This is a genomic window from Nocardioides sp. NPDC000445 (assembly GCF_040300245.1).
Lineage (GTDB): Bacteria > Actinomycetota > Actinomycetes > Propionibacteriales > Nocardioidaceae > Nocardioides.
Window position 1 is genome coordinate 49864 of sequence record NZ_JBEPDH010000006.1, and the last position, 17778, is coordinate 67641.

At 68.7% G+C, this 17778-nt stretch carries 15 protein-coding genes; 11 read left to right on the forward strand and 4 right to left on the reverse strand.

Features of this window, described 5'->3' with window-relative positions; all coding sequences use genetic code 11:
* The first annotated feature begins 56 nt into the window (after nt 1-56).
* Nucleotides 57-479, forward strand: coding sequence for a Rieske (2Fe-2S) protein (locus ABT304_RS09620; protein WP_160022577.1), 423 nt, complete (start codon nt 57-59; stop codon nt 477-479).
* A gap of 18 nt (nt 480-497) precedes the next feature.
* Here the strand turns inward: ABT304_RS09620 and ABT304_RS09625 are convergent, their stop codons facing one another.
* Together ABT304_RS09625 and ABT304_RS09630 are read right to left on the reverse strand one after the other, a co-directional pair.
* Complete coding sequence (locus ABT304_RS09625) at nt 498-1781, reverse strand: tetratricopeptide repeat protein (RefSeq protein ID WP_350714753.1); 1284 nt, start codon at nt 1779-1781, stop codon at nt 498-500.
* A gap of 60 nt (nt 1782-1841) precedes the next feature.
* Nucleotides 1842-2876, reverse strand: a complete 1035-nt coding sequence (locus ABT304_RS09630) for a LacI family DNA-binding transcriptional regulator (RefSeq protein ID WP_350714755.1) — start codon at nt 2874-2876, stop codon at nt 1842-1844.
* 232 nt (nt 2877-3108) lie between these two features.
* On the opposite strand from ABT304_RS09630, the gene ABT304_RS09635 reads away from it, so the two are divergent.
* The 4 genes from ABT304_RS09635 to ABT304_RS09650 are packed head-to-tail and all read left to right on the forward strand — an operon-like array spanning nt 3109 to nt 10925.
* The gene (locus ABT304_RS09635) at nt 3109-7035 is read left to right on the forward strand and encodes a GH92 family glycosyl hydrolase (protein ID WP_350714757.1); all 3927 of its coding nucleotides are present in this window, start codon (nt 3109-3111) and stop codon (nt 7033-7035) included.
* Nucleotides 7036-7095: 60 nt separating this feature from the next.
* Nucleotides 7096-9072: an excinuclease ABC subunit UvrC gene (uvrC, locus tag ABT304_RS09640; protein ID WP_350714759.1), complete on the forward strand. Its 1977-nt coding sequence runs from the start codon at nt 7096-7098 to the stop codon at nt 9070-9072.
* 3 nt (nt 9073-9075) lie between these two features.
* Nucleotides 9076-9942 (forward strand): RNase adapter RapZ, encoded by an 867-nt coding sequence (gene rapZ, locus ABT304_RS09645; RefSeq protein WP_091041005.1) that lies wholly within the window; start codon nt 9076-9078, stop codon nt 9940-9942.
* A 2-nt stretch (nt 9943-9944) separates the two neighbouring features.
* Entirely contained in the window at nt 9945-10925 is a 981-nt protein-coding gene (locus ABT304_RS09650; RefSeq protein WP_350714761.1) for a gluconeogenesis factor YvcK family protein, read from the forward strand.
* 87 nt (nt 10926-11012) lie between these two features.
* Here the strand turns inward: ABT304_RS09650 and ABT304_RS09655 are convergent, their stop codons facing one another.
* Nucleotides 11013-11462, reverse strand: coding sequence for a hypothetical protein (locus tag ABT304_RS09655; protein ID WP_350714762.1), 450 nt, complete (start codon nt 11460-11462; stop codon nt 11013-11015).
* A gap of 196 nt (nt 11463-11658) precedes the next feature.
* Here ABT304_RS09655 and whiA point away from each other — a divergent pair, with 196 nt between their 5' ends.
* The 6 genes from whiA to ABT304_RS09685 all read left to right on the forward strand — a co-directional run bounded on the left by whiA (nt 11659) and on the right by ABT304_RS09685 (nt 16667).
* On the forward strand, nt 11659-12645 hold the full coding sequence (whiA, locus tag ABT304_RS09660; protein ID WP_045547796.1) for a DNA-binding protein WhiA: 987 nt from the start codon (nt 11659-11661) through the stop codon (nt 12643-12645).
* Nucleotides 12646-12831: 186 nt separating this feature from the next.
* Entirely contained in the window at nt 12832-13830 is a 999-nt protein-coding gene (gene gap / locus ABT304_RS09665) for a type I glyceraldehyde-3-phosphate dehydrogenase (RefSeq protein ID WP_160022589.1), read from the forward strand.
* Nucleotides 13831-13868: 38 nt separating this feature from the next.
* Entirely contained in the window at nt 13869-15092 is a 1224-nt protein-coding gene (locus ABT304_RS09670; RefSeq protein ID WP_350714764.1) for a phosphoglycerate kinase, read from the forward strand.
* On the forward strand, nt 15092-15901 hold the full coding sequence (gene tpiA / locus ABT304_RS09675; RefSeq protein ID WP_350714766.1) for a triose-phosphate isomerase: 810 nt from the start codon (nt 15092-15094) through the stop codon (nt 15899-15901). Before ABT304_RS09670 ends, tpiA begins: the two co-directional genes overlap by 1 nt.
* Before the next feature lie 43 nt (nt 15902-15944).
* Nucleotides 15945-16175 carry a preprotein translocase subunit SecG gene (secG, locus tag ABT304_RS09680; protein WP_008357155.1) on the forward strand — a complete coding sequence of 77 codons (231 nt, stop codon included), beginning with the start codon at nt 15945-15947 and terminating at the stop codon, nt 16173-16175.
* Nucleotides 16176-16307: 132 nt separating this feature from the next.
* Entirely contained in the window at nt 16308-16667 is a 360-nt protein-coding gene (locus tag ABT304_RS09685) for an RNA polymerase-binding protein RbpA (protein ID WP_160022595.1), read from the forward strand.
* A 126-nt stretch (nt 16668-16793) separates the two neighbouring features.
* Here ABT304_RS09685 and ABT304_RS09690 read toward each other — a convergent pair whose 3' ends face one another.
* On the reverse strand, nt 16794-17762 hold the full coding sequence (locus tag ABT304_RS09690; protein ID WP_350714768.1) for a type IV toxin-antitoxin system AbiEi family antitoxin domain-containing protein: 969 nt from the start codon (nt 17760-17762) through the stop codon (nt 16794-16796).
* Nucleotides 17763-17778: the final 16 nt, after the last annotated feature.

The following is a 17778-nucleotide window of genomic DNA, read 5'->3' on the forward strand; positions in this document are numbered from 1 at the left end:
AGAAGGTTTGCGCTCGGCGGGGGACGTGCGTTGCCGGCGCGCCTATTCTGGGCGGCATGAGTGAATCTCGAATCACCCGGCGGAAGGTCGTCACCGGCACCGCGATGACCGCGGTCGGCGTCCCTCTCCTGGCAGCATGCGGCAGCGGTGACGGCGACACCGGCTCCTCGGGTGACGGCGGGTCAGGTGGCAGCGGCCCGCTGGTCGCGACCAGCGAGGTCCCGGTCGGCGGAGGAGTGATCGTCGCCGACCGCAACTTGGTGGCCACCCAGCCGACCGAGGGCACGTTCAAGGTCTTCTCCGCGATCTGCACCCACCGGAGCTGCCCGGTCACGAAGGTCGCCGGTGGCACCATCGACTGCCCGTGTCACGGCAGCCGGTTCTCGATCGAGGACGGCTCGGTGACGCAGGGACCGGCGACGAGTGCACTGGAGGAGGTCGCGTTCGAGGTCACCGACGGCGAGATCGTTCCCAGCTGAGCCTCGGCCTGGGGTGCTTCAGGCGCGTGCGAGGGCCTGTGCTCGCCACAGCTCGTCGCGTGGGGAGCGGCGGCGGCTGAGACGGGCATCGAGCAGCACCCGGGCCTCGTCCCAGCGGTCGGCGCGGAGCAGGGCGGCGATGCGAGCCTCCTCGATGATCTCCCGCTGCGCGTCGGAGCCGCCGAGACGGCGGATCGACGGCGCGAGCGCAGCGAGCCGGTCGGCGGCAGCCGAGTTCTCGTCGCGGGCCATCAGCCCCAGCGCCTCGGCGAGCGGGGAGACGACCGTGGCCATGGTCGGATGTACGTGCCCGGCGGCCCACGACCTCAGCTCGTCCAGTGCACCGGCGTCACCGGTGGCGAGATGCGTGACCGCGGTGTGCATCGCCAGGAACGGGGTGGCGGGCCGGATCATCGTCTCGCGGCCGGTGACGCGTACGACCTCGGCGATGTCGGGCACGTCGTGAGCACCCGGCGTGAGCGCCCACCGGAAGAGCAACGAGCCGGAGTCGACCAGCGCCCGGCAGCCCAGCGCGTGGCCGGGCTGGAGCTGGGTCTCGTAGCGGCGGCGTACGGCTTCCAGGTCGCCCAGCGAGAGCTCGTGCAACGCGGCGTGCCAGGAGAAGTGGGAGAGCGAGTCGATCTGGGCGCCGTCGCCGAGCACCCACGAGGACATCCAGGTGAGACCGGCCTCGTGGTCCCCGGTCTCGTAGTGGGCGTGTGCGCGGGCGTGGGCGGAGTGCCCGGCGCCGGGCTCCACCGCCAGCGAGGCGCAGGAGAGCGACATCGCGTCGTCGAAGCGGCGCTGCTCCTGGCGTACGAAAGCGAGCAGGCCGGCGAACCACCAGTCGTCACCGTAGGCGGGCCTGGCGCGCTCGACGATCGCCCACGCCTCCTCGGGCACCTCGGTGGCCCCGGCGAAGGCGATGGTCGGTACAGCGGTCGAGAGCAGCAGCGCGTCTCGCGGGAAAGCCGCCAGGTGGTCGATCAGTGGCCGCGGATTTCCGCCGATGTGGGCCTCGACCGCATGCACGTGGCTGCGCTCGCGCTCGGTCGCCCGCCGGGCGTGCAGCCGTGCCTGCTTCAGGCGAGCGCCGACGTCGACGGGCGCGCACATCTCGTGGCCGAGCAGTGCCAGCGCGGCGTGTCCGAGCGCGAACGTCGGGTCGAGAACGATCGAGGCCGCGAAGGAGGCGAGGGCGCCGTCCCGTAGACGAAGCACGTCGAGCAGCCCCTGGGAGTAGGCCAGGGCGGCTTCGTCACTGGTGGTCAGCGCGTATCCGTAGCGGTCACGACAAGGCACATAACCATACTAGACCACTAGACTTTAAAACCCAGGCCGGCGCGGCAGATTTCCCCAGAGTCAGGGAGCCGGGAGCTCGCCGGAGCCCCGGGGGATCAGCCGGGCGCCGATGGTGACCGTCTGGGGTGGGCCTGCGGTGTCGCCGGCGATGCGCTGGAAGAGGAGTCGCGCGGCGGCCGCACCCATCGCACCGGGATCCTGGGCGACGACGGTGAGGCCCGGCTGGAGGAGGTCACCGAGCTCGACGTCGTCGAACCCGACCAGGGCCAGTCGCGTTGAGCGCCGGGAGAGCTCGCGGAGCACGCTGACGGTGGTGCGGCTGTTGCCGCACAACAGCGCCGTCGCCGGTGACGGTCCGTCGAGCAGCCGGTCCAGTGCGTCGGCGGTCGACGCGGGCGACGGGGGCGCCTGCGTGACGAGATCGTCGGAGAAGGGGATCCCGGCGGCCTCGAGCGCCTCGCGGTAGCCGCGCAGGCGCTCGCCGGCGGTGTAGATCTCCGGTGCGTCTCCGATGAAGCCGATGCGGCGATGTCCGTGGGAGAGCAGATGCTCCACGCCGCGCCGGCTGCCACCGCGGTTGTCGGTGAGGATCATGTCGGCCTCGATGTCCCCGGGCGGCCGGTCGACGAACACGACCGGGATGCCGGCCCGCATCTCGGGGAGGAGGTAGGAGTGGCTGGTGCCGGCCGGCACGACGATCAGCCCGTCGACGCGTCGCTCGCAGAACGCGAGAGCGAGCTCGCGCTCCCGGCCGGGGTCCTCGGCCGAGGACCCGGCGAAGACCATCGTCCCGTGCTCCCGGGCGACCTCCTCGACCGCGCGGGACAGGATCGAGTAGAACGGGTCGGCCACGTCCTCGAGCAGCAGCCCGACGGTGCCCGACCGTCCCTGCCGGAGATCGCGGGCGCTGGCGTTGCGCCGGAAGCCGAGCGCGGCGATCGACTCGAGCACTGCCGCGCGTAGGTCGTCGTTGACGTTCGACTCGCCGTTGACCACCCGCGAGACGGTCTTCAGGCTCACCCCGGCCGACGCCGCGACGTCCTTCATGGTCGGGCGGCGCTGCTGACGGGTCTGCTCGGACGAGGGTGATGCCACGTGCTCAGCGTAGACGTGGATCCGAGCGCGACAACGATGTCTCGAATCTTCCCGTGTGTCGGCACGAATCGCGAGGCATGCACACGGGGCACGCGTAAATCCTTTGGAAACGTCGTTGACAACGTTGTCATCTCACGGTTCCATCTGGGATGGCCCCCATGTGAAGGAGATCACACCGATGCATCGTTGGGACGTACCACGCAGAACGAGAGGCCGGGCCCGCCTGGCCGCGATGATCGCCGCGACGGCGGCGCTGATGGCCGCGATGAGCGGCACCGCACCAGCGCTCGCGACGCCGGAGGCCCCTGAGCCCTCGGCCCCGAAGAGCGACACCGCCGATCCCCAGCAGGCCGCCGAGGGTGGTGACTGGTCGACCTCCTTCGAGGAGGACGACCCGCAGCCCACCTGGGCCGACCTCGTCGACACCGACGACGACGGCAGTCCCCGCACCGCGGGCGTCACCGGACCGGACCCCTTCGGCATCCCCGGCGACATCTCCGAGCACATCACCGGCGTCACCGCCAGCGGAGAGAACTCGGGCTCGGGCGAGGGGGCCGCCGAGCTCGTCGACGGTGACATCAACACCAAGTGGCTCACCTTCGCGACCACCGGCTGGGTGCAGATCGAGCTCGACCAGCCCGTCAACGTCGTCAGGTACGCCCTCACCTCGGCCAACGACGCCGCCGAACGTGACCCCAAGAACTGGGTGATCCAGGGCTCCACCGACGGCCAGACCTGGACGACCGTCGACACCCGCACCGGCCAGTCCTGGAACGAGCGCTTCCAGACCCGTGAGTTCGAGATCGCCTCACCGCAGGCGTACTCCCACTACCGCATCGACATCTCCGCCAACCAGAGCGGCGGCATCATCCAGCTGGCCGAGTGGCAGCTCTCCGACGGCTCCGAGCCCCCGCCGCCGCTGAAGAACATGACCAGCCACCCCGACGACGGTCCGGCCTCGGCGTACGCCGCGAAGTCGAAGGTCGGCTTCACCGGCGTGCACGCCTTCGAGTACGCCGGCAAGATCACCGCCGACAAGGGCCACTCCTACAACCGCGTCTTCGACGTCGACATCCCGGTCGGCGACGAGACCGAGCTGTCCTACTTGGTCTTCCCGGAGTTCATCGAGGGCGACCTGAGCTACCCGAGCACCTACACGGCCGTCGACCTGGCCTTCACCGACGGTACCCTGCTCTCGGAGCTCGGCGCGCTCGATGAGCAGGGCTACGTACTGTCCCCGCAGGGCCAGGGCGAGTCGAAGTCGCTCTACACCAACCAGTGGAACAAGAAGACCTCCGTCATCGGCGAGGTCGCCGCGGGCAGGACGATCGACCGGATCCTGGTCGCCGTCGACGCCCCGAGCGGCCCGACGAAGTTCCGCGGCTGGTACGACGACATCGAGATCACCGCGTCCCCGGAGGAGCCGGAGGGGACCAGCCGCGTCGACTACGCCGTCACCACGCGTGGCACCCAGTCCAGCGGAAGCTTCTCGCGGGGCAACAACATCCCCGCGACCGCGGTCCCGCACGGCTTCAACTTCTGGGCGCCGATGACCAACGCCGGCTCGCTGTCCTGGTTCTACCGCTACCACCAGGACAACGACGCCCAGAACCGGACCAGCCTGCAGGCGCTGACGCTGAGCCATGAGACCAGCCCGTGGATGGGTGACCGGCAGACCTTCCAGGTGATGCCGTCGGCCGCCGAGGGCGTCCCCGACCCGGGCCGCAACGCGCGTGAGCTCACCTTCGAGCACGAGAACGAGACCGCCCGTCCTCACTACTACAAGGTCGGCTTCGACAACGGGCAGAGCGCCGAGATCGCACCGACCGACCATGCGGCCGTCTTCCGGTTCACCTACCCCGGCGACTCCGCGCGGCTGGTGTTCGACAACGTCAACAACGACGGCGGGCTGACCCTCGACCCGGCGGCCGGGACGCTGACCGGCTTCACCGATACCCGCAGTGGTCTGTCCAACGGCGCGACCCGGATGTACGTCTACGCGACCTTCGACCAGCCGGTCACCGGCGGCGGCAAGTACGCCACCGGCGAGCGCCCGAACGTCCAGGGCCATCTCGCGTTCGACGCCGGCGCGGACCGGACCGTGACGATGCGCATCGCCACGAGCCTGATCGGCATCGACCAGGCCAAGCGCAACCTCGAGCTCGAGGTCGGCGACGACTCCTTCGACACGGTCAAGGAGAAGGCGAAGGCGCTGTGGCAGGACAAGCTCGACGTGCTCGACATCCAGGGTGCGACCGAGGACCAGAAGACGACCGTCTACTCCAACCTCGCCCGGCTCTTCCTCTACCCGAACTCGGGCCACGAGAACACCGGCACCGAGGACGAGCCGGTCTGGAAGCACGCCGTGCAGTCCACCTCCGGTGACACCAACCCGCCGGGCACCACGCCCACCCACACCGGGGCAGACATCGTGGACGGCAAGGTCTATGTGAACAACGGCTTCTGGGACACCTACCGCACCACCTGGGCGGCCTACTCGCTCCTGGAGCCGAGCCAGGCGGCCGAGATGGTCAACGGCTTCGTGCAGCAGTACAAGGACAACGGCTGGATCTCGCGCTGGTCCTCGCCGGGCTACGCCAACCTGATGACCGGCACCAGCTCGGACGTCTCCTTCGCCGACGCGTACGTCAAGGGCGTCGAAGGCATCGACGCGGAGGCCGCCTACGCGGCCGCCGTGAAGAACGCCACCGTCCGGCCGCCGGGCTCCGCGACCAACTCCAACGTCGGCCGCAAGGGCATGCAGACCTCGGTCTTCCTCGGCTACACGCCCGCTGCCGTGAGCGAGGGCGTCTCCTGGGGGCTCGAGGGCTACATCAACGACTACGGCATCGGGAACATGGCCGCGAAGCTCGCCGAGCGTGACGGGATCTCCTCGGCCGAGCGCAAGCGGCTGCGGGAGGAGTCGGAGTACTTCCTCGGCCGGGCCCGCAACTACGTCAACACCTTCGACACCAAGGTGGGCTTCTTCCAGGGCCGCAACGCCGACGGCACGTTCAAGAAGTCGCCGGCCGACTACAACCCGCTGATCTGGGGCAGCGACCACGACTACACCGAGACCAACGGGTGGAACTTCGCGTTCCACACCCCGCAGGACGGCCAGGGCCTGGCCAACCTCTACGGCGGTCGCGGCGGGCTCGCGAAGAAGCTGGACACGTTCTTCGCGACCCCGGAGACGGGGGAGTACCCGGGCTCCTACGGCGGCATCATCCACGAGATCCGTGAGGCCCGTGACGTACGCATGGGGCAGTGGGGCTTCTCCAACCAGGTCAGCCACCACATCCCGTGGATGTACAGCTACACCGGGCAGCCCTGGAAGACGCAGGAGATCGTCCGCGAGACCCTGCGCCGGATGTACACCGGCTCCGAGATCGGGCAGGGCTACGCCGGCGACGAGGACAACGGCGAGATCTCGGCGTGGTACCTCTTCGCCGCCCTCGGTCTCTACCCGCTCCAGATGGGCAGCGAGAACCTCGTGCTCGGCTCGCCGCAGTTCACCAAGGCCACCCTCCACCTCGAGGGCGGCAAGGACCTGGTGATCAAGGCACCGAAGAACAGCAACGAGAACATCTACGTCCAGGGCGTCACGATCGACGGCAAGACCTGGGACAAGACGTACGTCTCCCACCAGGAGCTCGCCGACGGCGGCACCATCGAGTTCGACATGGGCTCGAAGCCGTCGCGCTGGGGCACCTCGCCCAGCGCCGTCCCGCCCTCGCTGACCACCGGCTCGGAGCCGGCCACGCCGATCGCCGACAAGTCAGGTGCGGGCAAGGGCACGGTCTCGGCCAGCGGCAACGACGGGGAGAGACTGGTGGACAACGACTCCGGGACGCAGACGACCGTGGCCGGCGACGGCTGGGTGGAGTACCGGTTCTCCGGGACCAAGGTGCCAGTGTCGTTCTACACCCTCACCAACGGCGCCGACGGCCGCTCGCCGAGCGGCTGGGTCGTGAAGGGGTCGAACGACGGCAGGGACTGGAAGGTGCTCGACCGGCGCTCGGGTGAGGAGTTCGCCTGGCAGCAGGCCACCCGGCCGTTCAAGCTCGAGTCGGAGTCGAGGTTCAACCGGATCCGGATCGAGTTCACCGGGACGTCCGGCGAGCCGATCACGCTCTCGGAGGTGGAGCTGTTGGGCTAGCCGACCTGGGCACGTCCACGTACCGCCAGCCTGTCGGTGCTCGCCGATAGGCTGGCGGACGTGCCCGATCCGCAGAGCTATCGCCCGAAAGCTGGGAGCATCCCGACCCAGCCCGGGGTCTACCGGTTCCGCGATCCCAAGGGGCGGGTGATCTACGTCGGCAAGGCGATCAACCTGCGTCAACGGCTCGCGAACTACTTCCAGCCGATCCCCAGTCTCCACCCGCGCACGGCCACGATGGTGACCACCGCGGCCAGCGTCGAGTGGACGACGGTCAACAACGACATCGAGGCGCTCCAGCTCGAGTACACCTGGATCAAGGAGTTCGACCCGCGGTTCAACGTCAAGTACCGCGACGACAAGTCCTACCCCTGGCTCGCGGTCACCGTCTCCGACGAGTTCCCGCGGGTCATGGTCGGTCGCGGGGCCAAGCGCAAGGGCACCCGCTACTTCGGCCCCTACGGGCACGCCTGGGCGATCCGCGAGACCGTCGACATCCTGCTGCGGGTCTTCCCGATGCGCTCGTGCAGCAACGGCGTCTTCAAGCGCTCGCAGCAGATCGGCCGTCCCTGCCTGCTCGGCTACATCGACAAGTGCACCGCCCCGTGCGTCGGCAACATCTCCGCCGAGGAGCACCGCGAGATCGTCGACGACTTCTGCGATTTCATGGCCGGCCACACCACGACCTTCACCAAGCGGATCGAGAAGGAGATGTACGCCGCGTCCGAGGCCCTCGACTTCGAGAAGGCCGCGCGGCTGCGTGACGACCTCGCCGCGATGCAGCGTGCCCTGGAGAAGCAGGCGGTGGTGCTCGGCGACGGTGCCGACGCCGACGTGATCGCCCTGGCCGAGGACCCGCTCGAGGTCGGCGTGCAGATCTTCTACGTACGCGGCGGCCGCATCAAGGGCCAGCGCGGCTGGGTGGCGGACCGGATGGATGACGCCGACACCGCCGGTCTGGTCGAGCACTTCCTGCTCCAGCTCTACGCCGGCGAGGACGCGGAGGCGATCCCGCGCGAGATCCTCGTCCCGGCGCTCCCGCCCGACCATGAGACCTTCGAGGATCTGCTCTCGGACGTTCGGAAGGCGAAGGTCAGGATCCGGGTCCCGCAGCGCGGCGACAAGAAGACGCTCCAGGAGACCGTCGCCAACAACGCCAAGCAGGCCCTCGCGCTCCACAAGACCAAGCGCGCCAGCGACCTCACCACCCGCAACCGGGCACTCGAGGAGATCCAGGAGGCGCTCGAGCTCGACGAGGTGCCGCTGCGGATCGAGTGCTACGACATCTCCCACCTGCAGGGCACCGAGATCGTGGCCAGCATGGTGGTCTTCGAGGACGGCCTGGCCCGCAAGTCGGAATACCGGCGGTTCATCATCAAGGGCCAGGACGGCTCCGACGACGTCAAGGCGATGCACGAGGTGATCACCCGGCGGTTCAAGCGGCTCCTCGACGAGCAGTCGACATCGATCGTCTCCACGGAAGTCGAGGGGGCCAGCGGTCCGATGCTGGTCGACCCGGAGACCGGCCGGCCTCGCAAGTTCGCCTACGCCCCCGGCCTGGTCGTCGTCGACGGCGGCGCTCCCCAGGTGGCGGCCGCGCAGCGGGCCCTGGCCGAGCTCGGCATCGACGACATCCCGGTCGTCGGCCTGGCCAAGCGCCTCGAGGAGGTCTGGGTCCCCGACGAGGAGGACCCGGTGATCCTGCCGCGCAGCTCCGAGGGTCTCTACCTGCTGCAGCGGGTCCGCGACGAGGCACACCGGTTCGCCATCACCCACCATCGCGGGCGTCGGTCGAAGTCCATGGTGGAGAGCCTGCTCGACGACGTACCCGGCCTCGGCGAGGTGCGCCGCAAGACGCTGATGAAGCACTTCGGCTCGCTCAAGAAGCTCAAGGCGGCGACCGTCGAGGAGATCGCTCAGGTGCCCGGCATCGGCCCCGGCACCGCGACAGCGATCAAGACCGCTGTGGAGCAGAGCGCGAAGAATGGCAAGGTTGGGGCCATCAACGTCACCACCGGCGAGATCATCGAGGAGTAGGTCATGCACAAGGGGGAGGTCGTCGTCATCACCGGCATGACCGGTGCCGGGCGGAGCACCGCCGCCAAGGAGTTGGAGGACCTCGGCTACTACGTCGTCGACAACCTGCCGCCGAGCCTGCTCCCGCAGGTGGTCGAGCGGGTCGACGCGGCCCGCGGCCCGGAGCAGCCGGTGGCCGTCGTGACCGACGTACGTTCGGGGTCCTTCTTCGCCGAGCTCGAGGAGATCGTGGCGAAGGGAGCCACCGGGCGGCGTACGACGCTGGTCTTCCTCGACGCCGCCGACGACACGCTGGTACGCCGTCAGGAGGCCGCGCGGCGGCCGCACCCGATGCAGCGGGGCAACGAGCGGCTGCTGGACGCGCTCGAGCGGGAGCGGGTCGTGCTGGCCAACCTGCGTGGCGCCGCCGACCTCGTCATCGACACGACCCAGCTCAACGTGCACCAGCTCACCGCGCGGATCGCGGAGGCGTTCGGCACTCCTGAGCGCACCACCCTGAAGGTGTCGGTGGTGAGCTTCGGGTTCAAGTACGGGATCCCGGTCGACGCCGACTTCATGGCCGACATGCGTTTCCTGCCCAACCCGCACTGGGTGCCGGAGCTGAAGGACGGCAACGGACGTGACAACCCCGACGTCGCCGCCTACGTCTACTCGCGCCCTGGTGCGGAGGAGTTCCTGAGCGGGTATGTTCCGGTGCTCATCGGAGTGACCAAGGGCTACCTCCACGAAGGAAAGAGGTTCATGCGCGTGGCGATCGGGTGCACGGGCGGCAAGCACCGCAGCGTGGCGATGGCGGAGGAGATCTCCAGGCGGCTGCGAGATGCCGGCCTGGATGCGAAGGCGATCCACCGAGACCTCGGGCGGGAGTGAGAGTGGCCGGGGCCGACCGACCCGGGGCAGATGCCCAGGCCGTCGTCGCCCTGGGGGGAGGGCACGGACTGCATGCGTCGTTGAGCGCGCTGCGGCTGCTGGTCGACGACCTGACCGTCGACCAGCTCACCGCGATCGTGACGGTCGCCGACAACGGCGGCTCCAGCGGCCGGCTCCGACGGGAGTTCGGCGTGCTCCCGCCGGGCGACCTGCGGATGGCGCTCGCCGCGCTGTGCGGCGCGGACCGCTGGGACGACACCTGGGCGCAGGTGCTGCAGCACCGCTTCGCCGGCGAAGGCGAGATGCGCGGCCATAACCTCGGCAACCTGCTGATCGTGGGCCTGTGGGAGCAGCTCGGCGACCACGTCGAGGCTCTCGACTGGGTCGGCCGCCTGCTGGGCGCCAAGGGACGAGTCCTGCCGATGGCGCTGGTGCCGATGGACATCGTCGCCGAGGTCAGCGGGCTGGTCCCGGGCGATCCGGAGGCCAGGCTGGAGATCAGCGGGCAGGTCGAGGTCGCCACCACCGACGGACGGATCGAGTCGATCCAGCTGGTCCCCGACAACCCACCGGCCGCCCCCGACGCCGTCAAGGCGATCTGCGACGCCGAGTGGGTGTTCCTGGGCCCCGGCTCCTGGTTCACCTCCGTCCTGCCGCACCTCATGGTCCGCGCCCTGCGCGAGGCCCTGGTCGCGACCTCCGCGAAGATCGTCGTCGTGCTCAACCTCGGCGAGCAGCCGGGGGAGACGACAGGCTTCGGCCCCGCCGAGCACCTCTCGGTCCTCCTCGACCACGCTCCGGATCTCCGCATCCACACCGTCCTCGTCGACTCCTCACTCGACGGTCTCGATGACCTGTCGCGGGTGGCCGAGACGTGTGGTGCGCAGGTCGAGGTCGCCGACGTCGCCGTCGGCGACGGGACTCCTCGCCACGACCCGGAGCGGCTTGCCGCTGCGTACGCAAGGGTGATCGGGGCGGGCTGAGTCGGCCTGCGTGTGGCGTGCTCCTCGAAAGTGGTCGATCTGTGCCTTCACGGCGCCCCGCCGAGAGCCCCCGGGATCGACCACGTTTCACGCCAGCTCGACGGATCTCTGTCGCTTGTGGCGGGCGATGTCGCGGGCGCAGAGGACCAGCACGATGATCCCGAGCACGCAGCTGATAGCTCCATCCAGCTGGTATCCCCAGTCGGGTACGCCGCGTTGGGTTTCGATCGGGGGCGCACCGTGGCGGATACGTTGGACGCCGGTCAGGAGGATCCAGAGCCCGACGATCGGATAGATCACGAGGTTCGCACGCCACAAGAGGATCTCTTGCGTACGCCACCAGCGGATGATCATCCAGATCATCAGACCAAGCAGAACGACTTGGATACCCACGCTGCTCAATCGAGACGAGATGCTGTCGCTCCACTCCGGGGTCATCGCAGCGCCGAACGGGCCGGGATGGCAACAAAGGCCGAGTGCGACGAGCCCCCCGAGGTTCGGGGCGTCGTCAGCAGGGGAATCTTCGGTAGCGGGCATCGCGCGGACGCTATCCCACTGCTGTCCCGCACGTGATCGCAATGGCGAGTCTCGGCATCGAGATTTATCGACCGCACGTCATGGGTTGATGGCTAGGCCGTCCCATCCACCGCAAGCCTCGCTCTGGCCCCCACACAGAGTGCTCTGACGTGGAACCGATTCGAGGGTCGTTGACATCAATGAAAGACTCTCCGGCATGGCGATGACGGGACAGGTGAAGGCCGAGCTGGCCTCCACTCAGATCACCAAGACATGCTGCCGGAAGGCAGAGGTTGCCTCGACGTTGAGGTTCGCTGGGGGGATCCACATCGTGGCAGGCAGGATCGTGGTCGAGGCTGAGCTCGACACCGGTCTGGCCGCCAGGAGATTGAAGCGAGACATCGCCGACGTCTTCGGTCACGAGGCAGAGGTGGCTCTCATCCAGGCGAGCGGACTCCGTAAGGGCAGCCGCTACATCGTGCGCGTGGTCAAGGACGGTGAGGCGCTCGCGCGTCAGACCGGCCTTCTCGACCAGCGTGGCCGGCCGGTGCGGGGTCTTCCGCCTGCCGTCGTCTCGGGCGGAGCCTGCGACGCGGTGGCCGCCTGGCGCGGTGCCTTCCTGGCCCACGGCTCGCTCACCGAGCCGGGCCGCTCCTCCTCGATGGAGGTGACCTGCCCGGGCTCGGAGTCGGCCCTCGCCCTCGTCGGCGTCGCCCGTCGTATCGGCATCTCGGCGAAGCCGAGGGAGGTACGCGGCGTGGACCGTGTCGTCATCCGCGACGGGGACGCGATCGGCCAGCTGCTGACCCGCCTGGGCGCGCACGAGTCGCTGATGGCCTGGGAGGAGCGCCGGATGCGCCGGGAGGTCCGCGCCACCGCCAACCGGCTCGCCAACTTCGACGACGCCAACCTGCGCCGCTCGGCCCGTGCGGCCGTCGCCGCCGGTGCCCGCGTCGAGCGCGCCCTGGAGATCCTCGGCGAGGACATCCCCGACCACCTGCGCCAGGCCGGCAAGCTCCGTCTCGAGCACAAGCAGGCCTCGCTCGAGGAGCTCGGACAGCTCCACGACCCGGTGCTGACCAAGGACGCGATCGCCGGCCGCATCCGCCGCCTGCTGGCCATGGCCGACAAGCGGGCCGAGGAGCTCGGCATCCCCGACACGGAGGCGTCGCTGACCGCGGAGATGCTCGCCGAGGACGCCTGAGAGCAGCATCCACGACCTGAAGACCGGCCCGAGTCCCTCGACTGATCGAGGGGCTCGGGCCGTTTGCTACTCGTCCGTCTTTTGGAACGATCCAACCCAGTCTCCCGCTGTTCAGAGGCGCTGGGTAGTGTCGGCGTCAGCGGGTGATCCCGCGCACAATCTTTTCGACGCGAACCAGGAGTCCACGTGACAGTTCGAGTAGGCATCAACGGATTCGGCCGGATCGGCCGCAACTTCTTCCGCGCGGTGCGCGCCTCCGACCTCGACATCGAGATCGTCGGGGTGAACGACCTCAGCGACAACACGACCCTCGCGACGCTGCTGAAGTTCGACTCGATCCTCGGCCCGCTCGGCGCCGACGTGTCCGCCACCGAGGACGCGATCGTCGTCGACGGCAAGGAGATCAAGGCGTACGCAGAGCGCGACCCGGCCAACATCCCCTGGAAGGACCTCGACGTCGACGTCGTGATCGAGTCGACCGGGTTCTTCACCGACGCGACCAAGGCACGCGCCCACATCGACTCCGGCGGGGCGAAGAAGGTGATCATCTCCGCGCCGGCCAAGAACGAGGACGCCACCATCGTGATGGGCGTCAACGAGTCGGTCTACGACCCCGAGGCCCACACGGTGATCTCCAACGCCTCCTGCACGACCAACTGCCTCGCGCCGCTGGCGAAGGCGCTCAACGACGGCGTCGGCATCAACCAGGGCCTGATGACCACGGTCCACGCCTACACCGCCGACCAGAACCTTCAGGACAACATCCACAAGGACATGCGCCGCGCCCGCGCGGCCGCCCTCAACGTCGTGCCCACCTCGACCGGCGCCGCCAAGGCGATCGGTCTGGTGCTGCCGGAGCTGAAGGGCAAGCTCGACGGCTACGCCCTGCGGGTGCCGGTGCCGACCGGCTCGATCGTCGACCTCTCCTTCGAGGCCTCGCGCGAGACCTCGGTCGAGGAGATCAACTCGATCATGGAGAAGGCCGCGGACGGGAAGTACCTCGTCTACTCGACCGACCCGATCGTCTCCTCCGACATCGTCACCAACCCGGCGTCCTCGATCTTCGACGCCCCGCTGACCAAGGTGATCGGCAACCAGGTCAAGGTGGCAGCGTGGTACGACAACGAGTGGGGCTACTCCAACCGGCTCGGTGACCTGGTGGCGTACGTTGGCGCGAGCCTGTGACCCAACGACCTGCCTCACAGGTTAGGGTCTAGCCCGTTATGTCTCTGAATCTCACGCAGCTCATCGAGCAGGGTGTCGCGGGCAAGCGAGTTCTCGTGCGCTCCGACCTCAACGTCCCGTTGGAAGGCACGACGATCACCGACGACGGTCGCATCCGTGCCTCGGTGCCCACGATCAAGGCGCTGGCCGACGCCGGCGCCAAGGTCGTGGTGGTCGCCCACCTCGGTCGGCCGAAGGGAGAGCCGGACCCGGCCTACTCGCTGGCACCCGTGGCGACCCGCCTCGGTGAGCTGCTCGGTGCCGAGGTCGCCTTCGCGACCGACACCGTCGGCGACTCCGCCAGCTCGGTCGTCGGCGGGCTCGCCGACGGCCAGGTCGCGCTGCTGGAGAACGTACGCTTCAACGCCGGTGAGACGAGCAAGGACGACATCGAGCGCGCCACCTTCGCCGCCGAGCTCGCCGCCCTGGCCGACGCCTTCGTCTCCGACGGCTTCGGCGTGGTCCACCGCAAGCAGGCCTCCGTCTACGACGTCGCCAAGCTGCTCCCGAGCGCGCAGGGCGGCCTGGTGGCCACCGAGATCGAGGTCCTCAAGCGGCTCACCGAGACCCCCGAGCGCCCCTACGTGGTCGTCCTCGGCGGCTCGAAGGTCTCCGACAAGCTCGGCGTGATCGACAACCTGCTCGGCAAGGCGGACAAGCTGCTCATCGGGGGCGGCATGGTCTTCACCTTCCTCAAGGCCCAGGGCTACGAGGTCGGCCAGTCGCTGCTCGAGGAGGACCAGATCCTCACCGTGCTCGGCTACCTGGAGCGCGCCGAGGAGATCGGCGTAGAGATCCTGCTGCCGACCGACGTCGTGGTCGCCGACTCCTTCGGTGACGAGGCCTCCGCCCGTGTGGTCGCGGCCAACGCGATCCCGGCCGACTCGCTCGGGCTCGACATCGGCCCGGAGTCGGCCCAGGCCTATGCCGCCGCGCTCGAGGGCGCCAAGACGGTCTTCTGGAACGGCCCGATGGGCGTCTTCGAGCAGGCTGCCTTCGCCGAGGGCACCCGCGCGGTCGCCCAGGCGCTCACCACGATCGACGGCCTCTCGGTCGTCGGTGGTGGCGACTCCGCCGCGGCGATCCGCCAGCTCGGCTTCGCCGATGACCAGTTCGGTCACATCTCGACCGGCGGCGGCGCCTCGCTCGAATACCTGGAGGGCAAGACCCTTCCGGGCGTCGCCGTGCTGGACGAGGCGACCGTGGTCGGAGGACTGGGCTGATGGCGGCCAAGAAGCCGGCCACGGGCCGCACCCCGCTCATCGCCGGCAACTGGAAGATGAACCTCAACCACCAAGAAGCGGTGGTCCTGGTCCAGAAGCTCGCCTGGACGCTCTCCGACAAGCGCCACGACTTCGCCGCCGTGGAGGTGGCGGTCTTCCCGCCGTTCACCGACATCCGTTCGGTGCAGACGCTGGTCGACGGCGACAAGATGCGGATCACCTACGGTGCCCAGAACGTCTCCACCCAGGAGTCCGGCGCCTACACCGGCGAGGTCTCGGCCGCGATGCTGGCCAAGCTCGGCTGCTCCTACGTGATCGTGGGTCACTCCGAGCGTCGTGAGCACTACGGCGAGACCGACGAGATCGTCGCGCTCAAGGCCAAGATCGCGCTCAAGCACAACATGGTCCCGATCGTCTGCGTCGGCGAGGGCCTCGAGGTCCGCCAGGCCGGCAACCACCTCGACCACTGCACCGCCCAGGTCGAGGGTTCGCTGGCCGGGCTCACCGACGCCGAGGTCGGCCAGGTCGTGATCGCCTACGAGCCGGTCTGGGCGATCGGCACGGGGGAGACGGCCACCGCGCAGGACGCTCAGGAGGTCTGTGCGGGCATTCGGGACCAGCTCGAGAAGAGCTACGGCGCGGAGATCGCCGATGGCGTACGCATCCTCTACGGCGGCTCGGTGAAGCCCAACAACGTGGCCGCGCTGATGCAGGAGGCCGACGTCGACGGGGCGCTGGTCGGCGGGGCGAGTCTCTCGGTCGAGGACTTCGCAGCCATCTCGCGCTACTACGACCTGCCGCTCCTCTAGGCCAGTGCTGTAGGTTTCGGGCTCTCCAGATAGGATTTCAGACGTGGAACTTCTCTTCACCATCATCCTGGTCATCGCGAGTGCGCTGATGATCCTGCTCGTGCTGCTTCACAAGGGCCGCGGTGGCGGACTCTCCGACATGTTCGGTGGCGGTGTCTCGAGCTCGCTGGGTGGATCCTCAGTCGTCGAGCGCAACCTCGACCGGCTCACCATCGGCATCGGTGTCATCTGGTTCGCCTGTGTGATCGCGCTCGGCCTGCTGATGGCCTACTGAAACATTCCCCTTCAGCGCACGCGCGATAGCGTCTAAACTCATCGACGCTGGACGGAGATTTTGCCGTCCGATTCCCCCAAAGTGGCCTCTCGGGGCTGCGAACTTTAAGTTGAGAGAGGACACCGCAGCACCATGGCAGGTGGAGGGAACGCGATTCGGGGCTCCCGAGTCGGTGCTGGGCCGATGGGTGAGGCGGAGCGCGGCGAGGCAGCGCCGCGGAAGGCCGTCACCTACTTCTGCACCAACGCACATCGCTCGGTCATCACCTTCGCCGTCGAGGCGACGCCACCGGACTCCTGGGACTGCCCCAAGTGTGGGCTCCCAGCCGGTCTGGACGAGGAGAACGCGCCCCCGGCGCCGAAGATCGAGCCTTACAAGACCCACCTCGCCTACGTGAAGGAGCGCCGCTCCGACGCCGAGGCCGAGGACATCCTGGAGGAGGCAATCGCTCTCCTCCGCTCCCGCCGCAAATCCGGCGAGATCATCTTCTGAACCCCCGCCGAGTCGGCGCATCTGCTCCAAGCAGAGGCGCCGACTCGGCGCATTTGTCCCGCCCGTGGAGCACGAGTCGGCTCGTCAGTCCCGTGTGAAGCGAACGAGTCGGCGCAACTGTCCCGTTCAGCTCGCCAGCCGTCCACCGCGCCGCCGGAGCGCCCGATGGTGCAGTTGCCGGATGCGTACGTCTGCGGTGCCGGTCCGCGTGAAGATATCGCTCTTCGTGAACGCCTCGACCAGCCAGCCTTCTCGGCGCACCTCCAAGCGCCGTTCTCGGTCACGTGCCTGCTGGTCGGGGGAGGAGTGCCATTCCGCGCCGTCGTACTCGACGGCGGCGAGAAGGTCCTCGTTGGCCAGATCGAGACGGGCGACGAACTCTCCGGTCACGGTGGAGACCTCGACCTGCGGGGTCATGGGAAACCGGGCTTGATGGCAGTGCAGGCCCAGCACCGCTTCGGGCGGTGACTCGAACCGCCCGTCCGCCAGCGGGCCGATTGCGCGAAGTGTGGTGACCCATCGCTGACCGCGGAACTGCTCGATCCCTTCGATGAACTCCTCAGGCTCGTACGCCCCGAGGCGGTGCATCATCGAGACTCCGGCGATCGCCTCATCAGGCCAGCGGACGCGACCGAGATCCCAGGCCGTACGCAGCGCGGTCGTGACCCTCAGGCCGCCGATCTCCTCGGTCTCGCTGTCCGCCACGTCGCGTTCCCCGCTGCTGGCGATGTGGTTGCGAAGGCGGCCGCGGCCGGACGGGCGGAAGAACGAGAGTGGTCGAAGGCTGATGTGTTCGCCGGGGGCGAGGATCATCTCGGCTCCGAGGAGCCAGCCGGCATGTCGGTCGACGACGATGCAGTCGGCGGGTGCGACCAGTCTCAAGCATGCAGCGCGGACGGTGAGGGAGTCGCCCGCCTCGGTGGCCAGATACACACCCTTGATGGGGCGACGTACAAGGCCCGTCTCGAGCAGCGTGCCGAGACGCCTCCGCGAGATCCCGGCTTCGCGGGCCATCGTGAAGGTGAATGGCTCGGTCGCCGGCAGCGGGAAGGTGCTTCCGAGGCTTCCGGTGAACAGCATCTCGTCGATGTCCATGCCCCAGAGTCTGGGA